We start from the raw sequence: 15,342 nt of genomic DNA on the forward strand, positions 1-15,342 counted from the left end.
TGAGCTCCTCAACGAGTACGAGTTCAACGGCGACGACGCTCCGGTCGTCCGCGTCTCCGCGCTGAAGGCGCTGGAGGGCGACAAGGAGTGGGGCGAGAAGCTCCTCGGCCTGATGGCCGCCGTCGACGAGAACATCCCGCAGCCCGAGCGTGACGTCGACAAGCCGTTCCTGATGCCGATCGAGGACGTCTTCACGATCACCGGTCGTGGCACCGTCGTCACCGGTCGTATCGAGCGTGGTGTCCTCAAGGTCAACGAGACCGTCGACATCATCGGCATCAAGACCGAGAAGACCACCACCACGGTCACCGGCATCGAGATGTTCCGCAAGCTGCTCGACGAGGGCCAGGCCGGTGAGAACGTCGGTCTGCTCCTCCGTGGCATCAAGCGCGAGGACGTCGAGCGCGGCCAGTGCATCATCAAGCCGGGTTCGGTCACCCCGCACACCGAGTTCGAGGCCACGGCCTACATCCTGTCGAAGGACGAGGGTGGCCGTCACACCCCGTTCTTCAACAACTACCGTCCGCAGTTCTACTTCCGTACGACTGACGTGACCGGTGTTGTGACCCTCAAGGAGGGCACGGAGATGGTCATGCCCGGCGACAACGCCGAGATGACCGTGTCCCTGATCCAGCCCGTCGCCATGGAGGAGGGCCTGCGCTTCACCATCCGTGAGGGCGGCCGCACCGTCGGCGCCGGCCAGGTCACCAAGATCAACAAGTAAGTCCGCTTGCTTGACGGTCTGACCTGACGGTCGACGAGAGGGCCCGCACACCGCGAGGTGTGCGGGCCCTCTTGCATGCTCAAGGGTCGTTCTCAGGCGGCCGGGTACGGCAGGATCTGCCGCAGCAGGCCCTTGGGGTGGCCCCGGCGCCGCCATTCGCGGGGGTAGCCGATGGAGACCTCCTCGAAGCGCACCCCCTCGTACCAGGTGGTCCGGGGGATGTGGAGGTGGCCGTAGACCACCGCGGCGACGTTGAAGCGGGTGTGCCAGCCGGCCGTGAGCTCCGTGCCGCACCACTGGGCGAACTCGGGATAGGTGAGGACGTCCGTGGGCCGGCGGTCCAGCGGCCAGTGGTTGACCAGCACCAGCGGCAGCTCCGGGTCGTGGGCGGCCAGCCGGGCCTCGGTGGCCGCGACCCGGGCCCGGCACCAGTCGTCGATGCCCCGGTGGGGCTCGGGGTGCAGCAGGTACTCGTCCGTGCACACGATGCCCGCCTCATGGGCCTGGGCCAGGGACTCCTCCTTGGTGGCGGCCGTGGGCGTGCGGAAGGTGTAGTCGTAGAGCGTGAACAACGGAGCCACCGCCACCGGGCCGCCCTCGCCCTCCCAGACGGCCCAGGGGTCCTCGGGCGTGGTGATGCCCAGGCTCCGGCAGAGCTCGACCAGGCGCGCGTAACGGGCCTCACCGCGCAGCTCGACCGGGTCGCCCGTCGGCGTCCACAGCTCGTGGTTGCCGGGGGACCAGATGACCTTGGGGAAGTTGCGGGCCAGGAGCTTGAGGGTGCGTTCGACGTCGTCGAAGCGTTCGGCGACGTCACCGGCCACGATCAGCCAGTCCTCGTCGGTGGTGGGGCGCAGTGACTCGGCGATGGCCACGTTGTCGGCCATGCCGGTGTGCAGGTCGCTGACGGCGAGGAGCCGGCGACCCGCGTGGGGCGTTATTGGCTGCTGCATGGATCTACGGTAGGCGGCTACCTCCCGGCACCGGGGAGGACGAGGCGGTTGCCGTTGAGCAGGTCCCGGCCCAGGACGCTGAGGGTGTGGTAGGCCCTGCCGCCCGTGCGGTGGGTGGTGATCAGCCCGGATTCGCGCAGCACGGTGGCGTGGTGGCTGGCGGTGGCCATGGCGATCCCCACCCGGCGGGCCAGCTCGCTGGTGGTGCAGCCGCGCGCGGTGGCCTCCAGCACCTCGGCCCGGGTGTGGCCCAGCAGGGCGGCCAGCGGTGGCTCGGCGCCCTCGCGCCGCCCGCCCCGGAGGTCGGCGAGCCAGGCGGGGTCGTGGACGATCGGGTAGACGAGCACGGGCGGCAGCTCCGGATCGCGGAGCACGGTGGGGGCGCGCCAGCAAAAGAAGGAGGGCACGAGCCGAAGCCCGCGCCCTTCGAGATGGACGTCCTCGCCCGTGCCCGGTACGAGTACCTCCAGTACCGGTGGGCTCCAGCGCACCTGCGGATGGATGGTGGAGAGCAGTTGTTCGACTCCGCTGCGCAGGAGGGACTGGGAGCGGGTGGCCCGGTCGGCGGCGATGTGCTCCCGCACCTTGGTCAGATACGGTCGCACGGCCGTGTCGTGGAAGGCCGTGAGGCCCTGGCCCAGGGCCTTGAGGGCCTCGGTCCGGCCCTCGGCGAGGTGGCGGACGAAGGGGAGGTCGCGGCGGTCGGGGGCGAGCAGCTCCAGATCGCGGCGGAGTGTCGTGCGGGGCAGGGAGAGCATGGCGTCGAGGCCGGTGGCGAGGCCCTCGGTGGCCTCGGGCGGGGTGAGGAAGTCGGGGGAGTAGCCGCGGGGCGGGGCCAGGGCGAGGACGCGCCGCATCGGATCGCTGAGCCTGCCCCGGACCTGCTCGCGCCAGCCGTCGAAGATCAGGGGGCCCTGGCCCGTCTGGAGCATGTGGGCGGCCAGCAGCGTCTCCCACAGCAGGTCGGGCTCGGCGTCCAGGCGTACGCGGCCAAGGTCGACCCCGGTGAAGTGAATGCGCACCCCTTGCCTCTGCCCCTTCTCGCGCCGGTTGAACGTGAGCGGGGCCCGGGAGACCCGTGAGGGCGGTCTCCTCGGCCACGCGTACGGGAGGGGTCAGACGCCCGAGCCGGGGGCCGGGCGCCAGACCCAGGGGGTGGCGTCGGGGCCGAGGCCCACGGCGCACACCCGGTGGCCGGAGTCGGTGACGAGCCCGGAGGCGCCCACGGCGGTGATGCCCCGGGGCGCGCGGACGGGTCCGTCGCCGGCCTCGGCGTCCGCGAGCTGTATCTCGCCGCTCAGGGCGCGGCCCAGCACCATCAGGGAGTCCCGGCCGCCCCGGCGGGGGAGGGTGCAGGCGGCGAGCGGGCCGTAGCCGGTGAAGGAGCGCAGCCCGGAGCCGCCGGTGCGGTCGGCGCCGTTGCCGTCCCGGCCCAGGCTGTAGCCGACGGGCTCGGCGGCGGTGGGGGTGCGGTAGACGACGGTCAGCCCGCCGTCCGCGCCGATGGCGGCGCCCATCTGGTTGCCGCCGGGGCCGGGCAGGCCGTGCAGCGGCATCACGCGGACGGGCTTGCCGGGGGCGTCCTGGCTCCAGTGGTGGACGGTGTCCCGGCCGATGCCGAAGACGTGGACGCGGCCCTGCCCGTCGAGGGCGGCGGAGAGGCCCTCCTGGATCTCCTGGCCGTGGAGGCTCCGCCACGTGCCCCAGCTGCCGTCGGGCTCGCGCACCCGGCTGGAGAGGCCCTTGCCGGCGTTGCGGACGAAGAGGTGGACCCGGCCGTCCGGGGTGGCGACGGCGGCGGGCACGCCGACGCGGCGGCCGCGCTCGGCCTTGTGCTCGGGGTTGCCGAGGCTCTTCCAGGCTTTGAAGGCGCCGCCGGGGCTGTGCTGCTCCAGGACGGTGATCTCGCGGCTGTTGCCCCGGCCCTGGCCCTCCAGGGAGGAGAAGCGCAGGGCGAACAGCAGCCGGTGTCCCTTAGCGTCCTTGACCGAGGCGACGGCGGGCGCCAGCGGGCCGCCGCCGAGGCCGACGGGGGCGCCCCAGCGGCCGCTGCCGGGGGAGGTCTCCTGCCAGCGCACGGCCTGGAGGCCGAGGACGCCGTACGCCTCCAGGCGGCCCGAGCGGTCGCTGTCGGCGACGGCGGTGGGGCCCGGGTAGCGGTAGTGGGTGGAGCGGATCCAGCCCTTGCGGTTCTGCAGGGGGCGCTCGCCGCCCTGGCCGTAGTCGCCGCAGCCGCCCTGGTTCCGGCAGGCCCAGCCGGGGTCGCCGCCGTAGGCGGCGACGAGGCGGTACTTCTCGTCCACGATCTCGGACGGGAGATTGTAGGGCCAGCGCTGGTTGTAGTAGCCGCGGAAGGCGAGGGTGGTGAAGCGCGGCGGGTGGCCCTCGCGCCGGGTGTGCCGGGAGACCCACTGGCCCAGCGCCTTCCAGGTGAAGAGCGCGGTGGGGGTGTGGTCGCGGTGGTCCGAGCACGCCCCGTAGTCGTTGTCCTTGGGGTGGGTGGCGTCGTGGACCTGGTAGTCGGGGTCGGGGTCCATGGTGTGGACGACGGTGGGCCGGTACTTCTCCATGATCGCCACCAGCGCGTCCACCAGGGTCTGGTGGTGGTAGGTGGAGACGGAGCCGCAGGGGGAGCCGGTGGCCACCAGGGTCTGCATCACCGCGTACGGCCGGTCCCACAGCAGGGGGAGCCGGGTCTCGCCGGCGGAGAACATGGCGATGTTGAGGAAGATCAGCCGGACCGTGCGGCGGCCCTCGCCGAGCTCGTTGACCTCGGCTCGGCAACCACCCGGAAGGTCCATGACGGACTTCTTCCAAGGAGTGAATTTGTCCCGGCCCAGGAGCTCGGCGTAGGCCTGGCGCAGGCCCTGGTGGCGGGCCGAGGAGTAGGCCGCCTTGTCGGGCCCGCGCTTGGGCATGCCCTCGATCCAGTTCTGCCCCACGGACTCGCCGGCGGTCACGTAGACGGAGACCACGGGGGCGCCCGCCTCGACCATGTGCCGGGCGTCGGGGTTCATGAAGTACAGGTCGTCGTCGGGGTGGGCCATGACCTGGAGGAGCAGCGCGTCCCCGCCGCCGCTGAACGATCCGGCGCCGCCGGAGCCCGTGGACTGGAGGGCGTCGAGGGAGGGGGCGACCCGGCTGGATCCGGCGCCGCCGGTGCTGCAACCGGTGGCGGCGGCCGCCGTGGCCACGGCGATACCGGTGAGTACGGACCGCCGTGTGAGCCCCTTGCGCTGTGAGCTGTTCAACTAGATGACTCCGTCCCGTCGTCCAGCGCGCCGTCCCGGCCGTACCCCGGCGTGATACGTGATAGGGGACGACCGGGACTCCCGGGAGGTTGCCCGGGGCCCGACAAAGCATCCCGCCGGGCGACACCGGGCCCGCTCGGCGACGGCCCGGGCGTTTCGCGACCATAGTGTCCCGTATGTCGGCGGGGTGGTTTGACAAGTGCGCCGCTCGGGGTACGGTCTTCAGCTTCGATTGGCGCCTCTTCGCGACCGTATGGCACACTGTTCAGGTTGCTCGGTTGAGTGCCGATGCTGCGCGCCTCCCGCCGGGAGGACTGGAAGCGAGTCCCGCAGTACTCGTCGTCCCTTATGAGGGGCGGAAGTACGGGAATCTTCCGGGAAGTGTCAGCGGGGTACCGACCAGGCGCTCGGTGGGTGTTCTTCCCCCACAAACCCCTTGAGCAGGGAATCCCCTTTGGGGATTTTGCTGGAAGGGGCGCGACACGCCCGACCGCGTGGGTCGGAGGTGGAGTGAGGAAGGGCAGCGTCCGGAAGGCCTCCGGAGGCAGCCGACCGAGTCCCAGAGCGTTACGAGAGACAGGACTACTGAGTAGCCATGGCGGGACAGAAGATCCGCATCCGGCTCAAGGCCTACGACCACGAGGTCATCGACTCCTCGGCGAAGAAGATCGTCGAGACGGTGACCCGCACTGGTGCGTCGGTCGCGGGCCCGGTGCCGCTGCCCACTGAGAAGAACGTGTACTGCGTCATCAAGTCGCCGCACAAGTACAAGGACTCGCGCGAGCACTTCGAGATGCGCACGCACAAGCGCCTCATCGACATTCTCGACCCCACGCCGAAGACGGTTGACTCGCTGATGCGTCTCGACCTGCCGGCGGGCGTCGACATCGAGATCAAGCTCTGAGGTGACGCGCGAGATGGCTAAGAACATTAAGGGCGTCCTGGGCGAGAAGCTCGGCATGACCCAGGTCTGGGACGAGAACAACCGTGTCGTCCCGGTGACCGTCGTCAAGGCCGGGCCCTGCGTCGTTACCCAGGTCCGCACCAACGACATCGACGGCTACGAGTCGGTCCAGATCGCCTTCGGCGAGATCGACCCGCGCAAGGTGAACAAGCCCCTCAAGGGTCACTTCGCCAAGGCCGACGTCACCCCGCGCCGCCACCTGGTGGAGCTGCGTACCGCTGACGCCAGCGAGTACACGCTCGGCCAGGAGATCACCGCTGCCGTGTTCGAGTCGGGCGTCAAGGTTGACGTCACCGGCAAGAGCAAGGGCAAGGGCTTCGCCGGTGTCATGAAGCGTCACAACTTCAAGGGCCTCGGCGCCGGTCACGGCACCCAGCGCAAGCACCGCTCCCCCGGTTCGATCGGTGGCTGCGCCACCCCGGGCCGCGTGTTCAAGGGCCTCCGTATGGCGGGCCGCATGGGCAACGAGCGGGTCACCACCCAGAACCTGACCGTCCACGCCGTTGACGCGGAGAAGGGCCTGCTCCTCATCAAGGGCGCGGTTCCTGGTCCGAACGGCGGCCTCGTCCTGGTCCGTACCGCGGCCAAGGGGGCCTGAGGTAACCGATGAGCACCATTGACATCCTTTCGCCGGCGGGCGACAAGGCCGGGACCGTCGAGCTCCCCGCGGAGATCTTCGACGCCAAGGTCAGCGTCCCGCTGATCCACCAGGTCGTCGTCGCGCAGCTGGCCGCTGCCCGTCAGGGCACGCACAAGACCAAGACTCGCGGCGAGGTCCGTGGTGGTGGCAAGAAGCCTTACCGCCAGAAGGGCACCGGTCGCGCCCGTCAGGGTTCGACCCGCGCGCCGCAGTTCGCCGGTGGTGGCGTCGTGCACGGTCCCGTGCCGCGCGACTACTCGCAGCGCACCCCCAAGAAGATGAAGGCCGCCGCCCTGCGTGGCGCCCTCTCCGACCGGGCGCGCCACTCCCGCATCCACGTCGTCTCCGGCGTGGTCGAGGGCACTGCCTCCACCAAGGCCGCCAAGGTCCTGTTCGGCAAGGTCTCGGAGCGCAAGAACCTGCTCCTGGTCGCCGAGCGCTCCGACGAGGCCGCGTGGCTGTCCGCCCGCAACCTGCCCCAGGTTCACATCCTGGAGCCGGGCCAGCTGAACACGTACGACGTGCTCGTCTCCGACGACGTGGTCTTCACCCAGGCCGCCTTCGAGTCCTTCGTGTCTGGCCCCAAGGCCGTTGAGACCGAAGGGAGCGAGGCCTGATGACTGAGGCCGTCGTCACCAGCAAGACGTTCTCGGACCCGCGCGACCTCCTGGTCAAGCCGGTTGTCTCCGAGAAGAGCTACGCGCTGCTGGACGAGAACAAGTACACGTTCATCGTCGACCCGCGCGCCAACAAGACCCAGATCAAGCAGGCCGTCGAGGCGGTCTTCTCGGTCAAGGTCACCGGGGTCAACACGATCAACCGTCAGGGTAAGCGCAAGCGCACCAAGACCGGTTTCGGCAAGCGCGCCAACACCAAGCGCGCCATCGTGACCCTCGCCGAGGGCGACCGTATCGACATCTTCGGCGGCCCGGTCTCCTAACGGAGTCCGAGTCGTCCGGAATCGGACGAGGACTGAGAAATGGGTATCCGCAAGTACAAGCCGACGACCCCGGGCCGTCGTGGCTCCAGCGTCGCCGACTTTGTCGAGATCACGCGGTCCACGCCGGAGAAGTCGCTGGTCCGCCCGCTGCACAGCAAGGGCGGCCGTAACAACGCCGGTCGTGTGACCGTTCGCCACCAGGGCGGTGGCCACAAGCGCGCCTACCGTGTGATCGACTTCCGTCGTCACGACAAGGACGGCGTGCCGGCCAAGGTCGCTCACATCGAGTACGACCCGAACCGCACCGCGCGCATCGCGCTGCTCCACTACGTGGACGGCGAGAAGCGCTACATCATCGCTCCCCGCGGCCTCGGCCAGGGTGACCGGATCGAGAACGGCCCCGGGGCCGACATCAAGCCGGGCAACAACCTGCCGCTGCGCAACATCCCGGTCGGTACGACCATCCACGCCATCGAGCTGCGTCCCGGTGGCGGTGCGAAGATCGCCCGCTCCGCCGGTTCCTCCGTGCAGCTGCTGGCGAAGGAGGGCACCATGGCCCACCTTCGTATGCCGTCCGGTGAGATCCGCCTGGTCGACGTCCGCTGCCGCGCCACTGTCGGCGAGGTCGGCAACGCCGAGCAGTCGAACATCAACTGGGGCAAGGCCGGCCGCATGCGCTGGAAGGGCGTTCGCCCGACCGTCCGCGGTGTCGCGATGAACCCGGTCGACCACCCGCACGGTGGTGGTGAGGGTAAGACCTCCGGTGGTCGCCACCCGGTCTCCCCGTGGGGTCAGAAGGAGGGTCGTACTCGTTCTCCCAAGAAGGCGAGCAACAAGTACATCGTCCGCCGCCGCAAGACGAACAAGAAGCGCTAGGAGCGGGTTTAGATGCCGCGTAGTCTCAAGAAGGGACCCTTCGTCGACGGCCACCTCATGAAGAAGGTGGACGTACAGAACGAAGCCGGTACCAAGAACGTCATCAAGACCTGGTCCCGTCGCTCCATGATCGTGCCGGCCATGCTCGGCCACACGCTCGCGGTGCACAACGGCAAGACGCACGTCCCGGTGTTCGTCACCGAGTCGATGGTCGGCCACAAGCTCGGCGAGTTCTCGCCGACCCGCACCTTCCGCGGCCACGTCAAGGACGACCGCAAGTCGAAGCGCCGCTAAAGGCGGGGTGTGAACGACTATGACTGACACCGAAGGGACAACCATGGAAGCCAGGGCCCAGGCGCGGTACATCCGCGTCACGCCCATGAAGGCCCGCCGCGTGGTGGACCTCATCCGTGGCATGGATGCCACGGAGGCTCAGGCGGTCCTGCGTTTCGCCCCGCAGGCCGCGAGCGTGCCGGTGGGCAAGGTGCTGGACAGCGCCATTGCCAACGCCGCGCACAACTACGACCACACGGACGCTTCGTCGCTGTACATCAGCGAGGCGTTCGTGGACGAGGGCCCGACCCTGAAGCGGTTCCGTCCGCGTGCCCAGGGCCGTGCCTACCGGATCCGCAAGCGGACCAGCCACATCACCGTGGTCGTCAGCAGCAAGGAAGGAACCCGGTAATGGGCCAGAAGGTTAACCCGCACGGGTTCCGGCTCGGCATCACCACGGACTTCAAGTCCCGTTGGTACGCCGACAAGCTGTACAAGGACTACGTCAAGGAAGACGTCGCCATTCGTCGCATGATGACGAAGGGCATGGAGCGCGCCGGTATCTCGAAGGTTGAGATCGAGCGCACCCGCGACCGCGTCCGCGTTGACATCCACACCGCCCGCCCGGGCATCGTCATCGGCCGCCGCGGCGCCGAGGCCGACCGCATCCGTGGCGAGCTGGAGAAGCTGACCGGCAAGCAGGTTCAGCTGAACATCCTCGAGGTCAAGAACCCCGAGGTGGACGCTCAGCTGGTGGCCCAGGCCGTCGCCGAGCAGCTGTCCTCCCGCGTCTCCTTCCGTCGCGCCATGCGCAAGAGCATGCAGTCGACGATGAAGGCCGGCGCCAAGGGCATCAAGATCCAGTGCGGTGGCCGTCTCGGCGGCGCCGAGATGTCCCGCTCGGAGTTCTACCGCGAGGGCCGTGTGCCCCTGCACACGCTCCGCGCGAACGTCGACTACGGCTTCTTCGAGGCCAAGACCACCTTCGGCCGCATCGGCGTGAAGGTCTGGATCTACAAGGGCGACGTCAAGAACATCGCCGAGGTCCGCGCCGAGAACGCTGCCGCTCGTGCGGGCAACCGCCCGTCGCGTGGTGGCGCCGGCGACCGCCCGGCCCGTGGTGGCCGTGGTGGCGAGCGTGGCGGCCGCGGCCGCAAGCCGCAGCAGAGCACCGAGGCCCCCAAGGCCGAGGTCGCCGCTGCTCCGGCTGAGTCCACCGGAACGGAGGCCTGACCGACATGCTGATCCCTCGCAGGGTCAAGCACCGCAAGCAGCACCACCCCAAGCGGAACGGCATGGCCAAGGGTGGCACCGAGCTCGCCTTCGGTGAGTACGGCATTCAGGCCCTGACCCCGGCCTACGTGACGAACCGGCAGATCGAGTCCGCTCGTATCGCCATGACCCGTCACATCAAGCGTGGCGGCAAGGTCTGGATCAACATCTACCCGGACCGTCCGCTGACGAAGAAGCCGGCCGAGACCCGCATGGGTTCCGGTAAGGGTTCTCCGGAGTGGTGGATCGCGAACGTCAAGCCCGGTCGGGTGATGTTCGAGCTGTCCTTCCCGAACGAAAAGGTCGCTCGTGAGGCGCTGACCCGCGCCGCCCACAAGCTTCCGATGAAGTGCCGCATTGTTCGGCGCGAGGCAGGTGAGTCGTGATGGCCGCTGGTATCAAGGCGACCGAGCTGCGCGAGCTCAACGACGAGGACCTCGTCGCGAAGCTCCGTGAGGCCAAGGAAGAGCTGTTCAACCTCCGCTTCCAGGCGGCGACGGGGCAGCTCGAGAACCACGGTCGGCTCAAGTCCGTCCGTAAGGACATCGCCCGGATCTACACCCTGATGCGCGAGCGTGAGCTGGGCATCGAGACGGTGGAGAGCGCCTGATGAGCGAGAAGAATGTGACTGAGACGAACGAGCGCGGTTTCCGCAAGACCCGTGAGGGTCTCGTCGTCAGCGACAAGATGGACAAGACCGTCGTCGTCGCCGTCGAGGACCGTGTCAAGCACGCGCTGTACGGCAAGGTCATCCGCCGTACGAACAAGCTCAAGGCGCACGACGAGCAGAACGCTGCCGGCGTCGGCGACCGCGTCCTCCTGATGGAGACGCGTCCGCTGTCGGCGACCAAGCGCTGGCGCGTCGTCGAGATCCTCGAGAAGGCCAAGTAATTTCTGAGGGGGTTTCCCCTCAGATAAGTTCCGCCAGGCTCGGCGTGGGGCCCCACGGCTGTTTGAACGAACACCGTGAGGCCCCCGCCGGGAACCGGCAGACGATCAGGAGATAGACGTGATCCAGCAGGAGTCGCGACTTCGGGTCGCCGACAACACTGGTGCCAAGGAGATCCTTTGCATCCGTGTTCTCGGTGGCTCGGGTCGCCGCTACGCGGGCATCGGTGACGTCATCGTCGCCACCGTCAAGGACGCGATCCCCGGTGGCAACGTGAAGAAGGGTGACGTCGTCAAGGCCGTCATCGTTCGCACCGTCAAGGAGCGCCGCCGTCCGGATGGCTCGTACATCCGTTTCGACGAGAACGCCGCTGTCGTTCTCAAGAACGACGGTGACCCCCGCGGCACCCGTATCTTCGGCCCCGTGGGCCGAGAGCTGCGCGAGAAGAAGTTCATGAAGATCGTCTCGCTCGCGCCGGAGGTGCTGTAACCGATGAAGATCAAGAAGGGCGACCTGGTCCAGGTCATCACCGGTAAGGACAAGGGCAAGCAGGGCAAGGTCATCGTGGCCATGCCCAGCGAGAACCGCGTCCTCGTCGAGGGTGTCAACCGGGTCAAGAAGCACACCAAGGCCGCGCAGAACCAGGCCGGTGGCATCGTGATCACCGAGGCCCCGATCCACGTGAGCAACGTTCAGCTCGTCGTGGAGAAGGACGGCAAGAAGGTCGTCACGCGCGTCGGCTACCGCTTCGATGAGAACGGCAACAAGATCCGCGTTGCCAAGCGGACGGGTGAGGACATCTGATGGCTACCACTCCGCGTCTCAAGACGAAGTACCGTGAGGAGATCTCGGGCAAGCTGCGTGAGGAGTTCTCCTACGAGAACGTCATGCAGGTTCCCGGCCTCACCAAGATCGTGGTCAACATGGGTGTGGGCGACGCCGCCCGCGACTCCAAGCTGATCGAGGGCGCCATCCGCGACCTCACCACGATCACCGGCCAGAAGCCGGCCGTCACCAAGGCTCGCAAGTCCATCGCGCAGTTCAAGCTGCGCGAGGGCCAGCCGATCGGTGCCCACGTCACCCTCCGTGGCGACCGCATGTGGGAGTTCCTGGACCGCACCCTGTCGCTCGCGCTCCCGCGCATCCGCGACTTCCGTGGTCTGTCCCCGAAGCAGTTCGACGGTCGGGGCAACTACACCTTCGGTCTCACGGAGCAGGTCATGTTCCACGAGATCGACCAGGACAAGATCGACCGCGTCCGGGGTATGGACATCACCGTGGTGACCACGGCGACCAACGACGACGAGGGCCGCGCCCTCCTTCGTCACCTCGGCTTCCCCTTCAAGGAGGCGTGACCGAGATGGCGAAGAAGTCTCTGATCGCGAAGGCCGCGCGCAAGCCCAAGTTCGCGGTTCGCGCGTACACGCGCTGCAACCGCTGCGGCCGCCCGCACTCCGTGTACCGCAAGTTCGGCCTCTGCCGCGTGTGCCTTCGTGAGATGGCTCACCGTGGCGAGCTGCCGGGCGTGACCAAGAGCTCCTGGTAACAACCCACTTGGGTTGACCAGGGCTCTCGGTAAGCATCAAGGACGGTGGGGCCCAGCTCTTCACTCCCGTAGAGTTGAAGGGTTGGGCGCCCGCCGCCCATGACCGTCTTACTACGCCGTAGGTCCCCGCGCCGCACCCGTCCCGACATCAGTTCGGGGAGAGGGATGGTGCAGATAGGAAACCCCGGCGAGAGAGGCCGAAGGCCAAACATGACCATGACCGATCCGATCGCAGACATGCTGACCCGTCTGCGGAACGCGAACTCGGCTTACCACGACACCGTGGCCATGCCCCACAGCAAGATCAAGGCGCACATCGCCGAGATCCTGCAGCAGGAGGGCTACATCTCCGGCTGGAAGGTCGAGGACGCCGAGGTTGGCAAGTCCCTCGTTCTCGACCTGAAGTTCGGTCCGAACCGTGAGCGCTCCATCGCGGGCATCAAGCGGATCTCGAAGCCGGGCCTCCGGGTCTACGCAAAGTCCACCAACCTGCCGAAGGTCCTCGGCGGCCTGGGCGTGGCGATCATCTCCACGTCCCACGGTCTCCTGACCGGCCAGCAGGCCAGCAAGAAGGGCGTGGGTGGGGAAGTCCTCGCCTACGTCTGGTAATCGGGAACGGAGGAATAGCTAATGTCGCGTATTGGCAAGCTGCCCATCCAGGTTCCCGCTGGTGTGGACGTCACCATCGATGGCCGTGACGTGCAGGTGAAGGGCCCCAAGGGCGCCCTGAACATCTCGCTGTCCGCCCCCATCGAGATCGTCAAGGGCGAGGACGGCACCCTTCAGGTGATCCGTCCCAACGACGAGCGTCAGAACAAGGCTCTCCACGGCCTGTCCCGCACGCTGGTGGCGAACATGATCACCGGCGTGACCCAGGGCTACGTGAAGAAGCTCGAGATCAGCGGTGTCGGTTACCGCGTTGTCGCCAAGGGCTCCAACCTGGAGTTCTCCCTCGGCTACAGCCACCCGATCCTGATCGAGGCCCCCGAAGGCATCACCTTCAAGGTTGAGGCTCCGACCAAGTTCTCGGTCGAGGGCATCGACAAGCAGAAGGTCGGCGAGGTCGCCGCGAAGATCCGCAAGCTGCGGAAGCCCGACCCGTACAAGGCCAAGGGTGTCAAGTACGAGGGCGAAGTCATCCGCCGCAAGGTCGGAAAGGCGGGTAAGTAAGCCATGGCATACGGTGTGAAGATCGCCAAGGGCGACGCCTACAAGCGCGCTGCGAAGCTGCGCCGCCACATCCGCATCCGCAAGACCCTGTCGGGTACGGCGGAGCGCCCGCGCCTGGTCGTGACGCGTTCCAACCGTGGCATCACCGCCCAGGTCATCGACGACATCAAGGGTCACACCCTGGCGTCGGCGTCGCACCTGGACGCGTCGATCCGCGGTGGCGAGGGCGACAAGAGCGCCCAGGCCAAGAAGGTCGGCGCCCTGGTGGCCGAGCGTGCCAAGGCCGCCGGTGTCGAGGCCGTCGTGTTCGACCGCGGTGGCAACCAGTACGCCGGGCGCATTGCCGCTCTGGCGGACGCCGCCCGCGAAGCCGGGCTGAAGTTCTAAGCCCCGGTTCCGGAGCTAGCGGACGTAACAGAGAGAGGTAATTCCAATGGCTGGACCCCAGCGCCGCGGAAGCGGTGCCGGTGGCGGCGAGCGGCGGGACCGGAAGGGCCGTGACGGTGGCGCTGCCGCCGAGAAGACCGCATACGTTGAGCGCGTAGTCGCGATCAACCGCGTCGCCAAGGTTGTCAAGGGTGGTCGCCGCTTCAGCTTCACCGCGCTGGTCGTGGTGGGCGACGGTGACGGCACGGTCGGTGTCGGTTACGGCAAGGCCAAGGAAGTTCCGGCTGCCATCGCCAAGGGCGTGGAAGAGGCCAAGAAGAACTTCTTCAAGGTCCCCCGTATCCAGGGCACCGTCCCGCACCCGATCCAGGGTGAGAAGGCGGCCGGTGTCGTCATGCTCAAGCCCGCGTCCCCCGGTACCGGTGTTATCGCCGGTGGCCCGGTGCGTGCGGTGCTCGAGTGCGCCGGCATCCACGACATCCTGTCGAAGTCGCTCGGTTCTTCGAACCCGATCAACATCGTGCACGCCACGGTGGAGGCCCTCAAGGGACTGTCCCGTCCCGAGGAGATCGCCGCCCGTCGTGGTCTGCCGCTCGAGGACGTCGCCCCCGCCGCTCTGCTGCGGGCGCGTGCAGGGGCGGGTGCGTAATGGCTCGCCTCAAGGTCACGCAGGTCAAGTCCTACATCGGCAGCAAGCAGAACCACCGCGACACCCTGCGTTCGCTCGGGCTCAAGCGCCTGAACGACGTGGTTGTCAAGGAGGACCGCCCCGAGATCCGCGGCATGGTGCACACCGTCCGCCACCTCGTGACGGTCGAGGAGGTCGACTGACATGGCGGAGCAGAACCCGCTGAAGGTCCACAACCTCCGTCCCGCCCCGGGCGCCAAGACCGCCAAGACCCGTGTCGGTCGTGGTGAGGCGTCGAAGGGTAAGACGGCTGGTCGCGGTACCAAGGGCACGAAGGCCCGTTACCAGGTTCCGGAGCGCTTCGAGGGTGGGCAGATGCCCCTCCACATGCGCCTCCCGAAGCTGAAGGGCTTCAAGAACCCCGCCCACAAGCAGTTCCAGGTCGTGAACCTGGACAAGCTGGCCGCGCTCTACCCGCAGGGTGGCGAGGTCACGGTGGCCGACCTGGTCGCCAAGGGCGCTGTTCGCAAGAACGAGCTCGTCAAGGTCCTTGGCCAGGGCGAGATCTCCGTGGCGCTGCAGGTGACGGTCGACGCCGTCTCCGGCTCCGCCCAGGAGAAGATCGCCGCCGCCGGCGGCACCGTCACCGAGCTCATCTGAGTTCGTTGATCTGACAACCGGGGATGTCCCAATAGGGGCATCCCCGGTTGGTCGTTCCAAGGGGGGCATGGTCGCCGGTAAGGTGGCGTGCACTGTTAACTTCCGCGTGGACTCTGCCCGCGCGGATTTTGGCTGACTCTACGTATTCGTCGAACCTCAAGACCGTCAC

At 68.0% G+C, this 15,342-nt stretch carries 25 protein-coding genes; 22 read left to right on the forward strand and 3 right to left on the reverse strand.

The genetic code is table 11. The features are described 5' to 3' along the window. Positions 1 to 724 (forward strand): EF-Tu C-terminal domain-related protein (locus tag ACX9I7_RS26850; protein ID WP_459388791.1); only part of this gene is annotated, 724 nt, incomplete at its 5' end. Positions 725 to 816: 92 nt separating this feature from the next. Here ACX9I7_RS26850 and ACX9I7_RS26855 read toward each other — a convergent pair. The 3 genes from ACX9I7_RS26855 to ACX9I7_RS26865 all read right to left on the reverse strand — a co-directional run bounded on the left by ACX9I7_RS26855 (position 817) and on the right by ACX9I7_RS26865 (position 4,928). Further along, positions 817 to 1,677: a metallophosphoesterase family protein gene (locus tag ACX9I7_RS26855; RefSeq protein ID WP_387569088.1), complete on the reverse strand. Its 861-nt coding sequence runs from the start codon at positions 1,675 to 1,677 to the stop codon at positions 817 to 819. 17 nt (positions 1,678 to 1,694) lie between these two features. Further along, positions 1,695 to 2,699: an ArsR/SmtB family transcription factor gene (locus ACX9I7_RS26860; protein WP_459388792.1), complete on the reverse strand. Its 1,005-nt coding sequence runs from the start codon at positions 2,697 to 2,699 to the stop codon at positions 1,695 to 1,697. A gap of 93 nt (positions 2,700 to 2,792) precedes the next feature. After that, positions 2,793 to 4,928 carry a PIG-L family deacetylase gene (locus ACX9I7_RS26865; protein WP_459388793.1) on the reverse strand — a complete coding sequence of 712 codons (2,136 nt, stop codon included), beginning with the start codon at positions 4,926 to 4,928 and terminating at the stop codon, positions 2,793 to 2,795. A 595-nt stretch (positions 4,929 to 5,523) separates the two neighbouring features. On the opposite strand from ACX9I7_RS26865, the gene rpsJ reads away from it, so the two are divergent. From rpsJ to rplO, 21 genes are all read left to right on the forward strand, one after another. Then, positions 5,524 to 5,832: a 30S ribosomal protein S10 gene (gene rpsJ, locus ACX9I7_RS26870; protein ID WP_003948644.1), complete on the forward strand. Its 309-nt coding sequence runs from the start codon at positions 5,524 to 5,526 to the stop codon at positions 5,830 to 5,832. Between the two features lie 13 nt (positions 5,833 to 5,845). Beyond that, a complete protein-coding gene (rplC, locus tag ACX9I7_RS26875; protein WP_058942728.1) occupies positions 5,846 to 6,490 on the forward strand; it encodes a 50S ribosomal protein L3 in 645 nt (214 codons plus the stop codon). 8 nt (positions 6,491 to 6,498) lie between these two features. After that, positions 6,499 to 7,149 (forward strand): 50S ribosomal protein L4, encoded by a 651-nt coding sequence (rplD, locus tag ACX9I7_RS26880; protein WP_126914688.1) that lies wholly within the window; start codon positions 6,499 to 6,501, stop codon positions 7,147 to 7,149. Then, positions 7,149 to 7,472, forward strand: coding sequence for a 50S ribosomal protein L23 (rplW, locus tag ACX9I7_RS26885; protein ID WP_058046827.1), 324 nt, complete (start codon positions 7,149 to 7,151; stop codon positions 7,470 to 7,472). The genes rplD and rplW overlap by 1 nt, the downstream gene beginning before the upstream one ends. Before the next feature lie 39 nt (positions 7,473 to 7,511). Continuing rightward, on the forward strand, positions 7,512 to 8,348 hold the full coding sequence (gene rplB, locus ACX9I7_RS26890; protein ID WP_004950440.1) for a 50S ribosomal protein L2: 837 nt from the start codon (positions 7,512 to 7,514) through the stop codon (positions 8,346 to 8,348). Positions 8,349 to 8,360: 12 nt separating this feature from the next. Further along, on the forward strand, positions 8,361 to 8,642 hold the full coding sequence (rpsS, locus tag ACX9I7_RS26895; RefSeq protein ID WP_126914687.1) for a 30S ribosomal protein S19: 282 nt from the start codon (positions 8,361 to 8,363) through the stop codon (positions 8,640 to 8,642). A 43-nt stretch (positions 8,643 to 8,685) separates the two neighbouring features. Further along, positions 8,686 to 9,033: a 50S ribosomal protein L22 gene (gene rplV, locus ACX9I7_RS26900; protein WP_031012097.1), complete on the forward strand. Its 348-nt coding sequence runs from the start codon at positions 8,686 to 8,688 to the stop codon at positions 9,031 to 9,033. After that, positions 9,033 to 9,854: a 30S ribosomal protein S3 gene (rpsC, locus tag ACX9I7_RS26905; RefSeq protein ID WP_358625982.1), complete on the forward strand. Its 822-nt coding sequence runs from the start codon at positions 9,033 to 9,035 to the stop codon at positions 9,852 to 9,854. Before rplV ends, rpsC begins: the two co-directional genes overlap by 1 nt. Positions 9,855 to 9,859: 5 nt before the next feature. After that, positions 9,860 to 10,279: a 50S ribosomal protein L16 gene (rplP, locus tag ACX9I7_RS26910; RefSeq protein ID WP_106677952.1), complete on the forward strand. Its 420-nt coding sequence runs from the start codon at positions 9,860 to 9,862 to the stop codon at positions 10,277 to 10,279. After that, a complete protein-coding gene (rpmC, locus tag ACX9I7_RS26915) occupies positions 10,279 to 10,503 on the forward strand; it encodes a 50S ribosomal protein L29 (RefSeq protein WP_030368408.1) in 225 nt (74 codons plus the stop codon). Before rplP ends, rpmC begins: the two co-directional genes overlap by 1 nt. Continuing rightward, positions 10,503 to 10,784: a 30S ribosomal protein S17 gene (gene rpsQ / locus ACX9I7_RS26920; protein WP_019888756.1), complete on the forward strand. Its 282-nt coding sequence runs from the start codon at positions 10,503 to 10,505 to the stop codon at positions 10,782 to 10,784. Before rpmC ends, rpsQ begins: the two co-directional genes overlap by 1 nt. A gap of 118 nt (positions 10,785 to 10,902) precedes the next feature. Further along, positions 10,903 to 11,271 carry a 50S ribosomal protein L14 gene (rplN, locus tag ACX9I7_RS26925; protein WP_099199421.1) on the forward strand — a complete coding sequence of 123 codons (369 nt, stop codon included), beginning with the start codon at positions 10,903 to 10,905 and terminating at the stop codon, positions 11,269 to 11,271. A gap of 3 nt (positions 11,272 to 11,274) precedes the next feature. Then, the gene (gene rplX / locus ACX9I7_RS26930; RefSeq protein ID WP_358625980.1) at positions 11,275 to 11,586 is read left to right on the forward strand and encodes a 50S ribosomal protein L24; all 312 of its coding nucleotides are present in this window, start codon (positions 11,275 to 11,277) and stop codon (positions 11,584 to 11,586) included. Next, the gene (rplE, locus tag ACX9I7_RS26935) at positions 11,586 to 12,137 is read left to right on the forward strand and encodes a 50S ribosomal protein L5 (RefSeq protein ID WP_126914685.1); all 552 of its coding nucleotides are present in this window, start codon (positions 11,586 to 11,588) and stop codon (positions 12,135 to 12,137) included. The genes rplX and rplE overlap by 1 nt, the downstream gene beginning before the upstream one ends. A gap of 5 nt (positions 12,138 to 12,142) precedes the next feature. Next, positions 12,143 to 12,328, forward strand: coding sequence for a type Z 30S ribosomal protein S14 (locus tag ACX9I7_RS26940; RefSeq protein WP_071964550.1), 186 nt, complete (start codon positions 12,143 to 12,145; stop codon positions 12,326 to 12,328). A gap of 210 nt (positions 12,329 to 12,538) precedes the next feature. Beyond that, entirely contained in the window at positions 12,539 to 12,937 is a 399-nt protein-coding gene (rpsH, locus tag ACX9I7_RS26945) for a 30S ribosomal protein S8 (RefSeq protein ID WP_126914684.1), read from the forward strand. A gap of 21 nt (positions 12,938 to 12,958) precedes the next feature. Beyond that, positions 12,959 to 13,498 carry a 50S ribosomal protein L6 gene (rplF, locus tag ACX9I7_RS26950; protein ID WP_126914683.1) on the forward strand — a complete coding sequence of 180 codons (540 nt, stop codon included), beginning with the start codon at positions 12,959 to 12,961 and terminating at the stop codon, positions 13,496 to 13,498. 3 nt (positions 13,499 to 13,501) lie between these two features. Next, complete coding sequence (rplR, locus tag ACX9I7_RS26955) at positions 13,502 to 13,885, forward strand: 50S ribosomal protein L18 (RefSeq protein ID WP_126914682.1); 384 nt, start codon at positions 13,502 to 13,504, stop codon at positions 13,883 to 13,885. 46 nt (positions 13,886 to 13,931) lie between these two features. Next, on the forward strand, positions 13,932 to 14,534 hold the full coding sequence (rpsE, locus tag ACX9I7_RS26960) for a 30S ribosomal protein S5 (RefSeq protein WP_126914681.1): 603 nt from the start codon (positions 13,932 to 13,934) through the stop codon (positions 14,532 to 14,534). Then, entirely contained in the window at positions 14,534 to 14,716 is a 183-nt protein-coding gene (rpmD, locus tag ACX9I7_RS26965; RefSeq protein ID WP_018558884.1) for a 50S ribosomal protein L30, read from the forward strand. The genes rpsE and rpmD overlap by 1 nt, the downstream gene beginning before the upstream one ends. 1 nt (position 14,717) lies before the next feature. Next, positions 14,718 to 15,173, forward strand: coding sequence for a 50S ribosomal protein L15 (gene rplO, locus ACX9I7_RS26970; RefSeq protein WP_126914680.1), 456 nt, complete (start codon positions 14,718 to 14,720; stop codon positions 15,171 to 15,173). Positions 15,174 to 15,342: the final 169 nt, after the last annotated feature.

The organism is Streptomyces sp. L500, assembly GCF_054551825.1.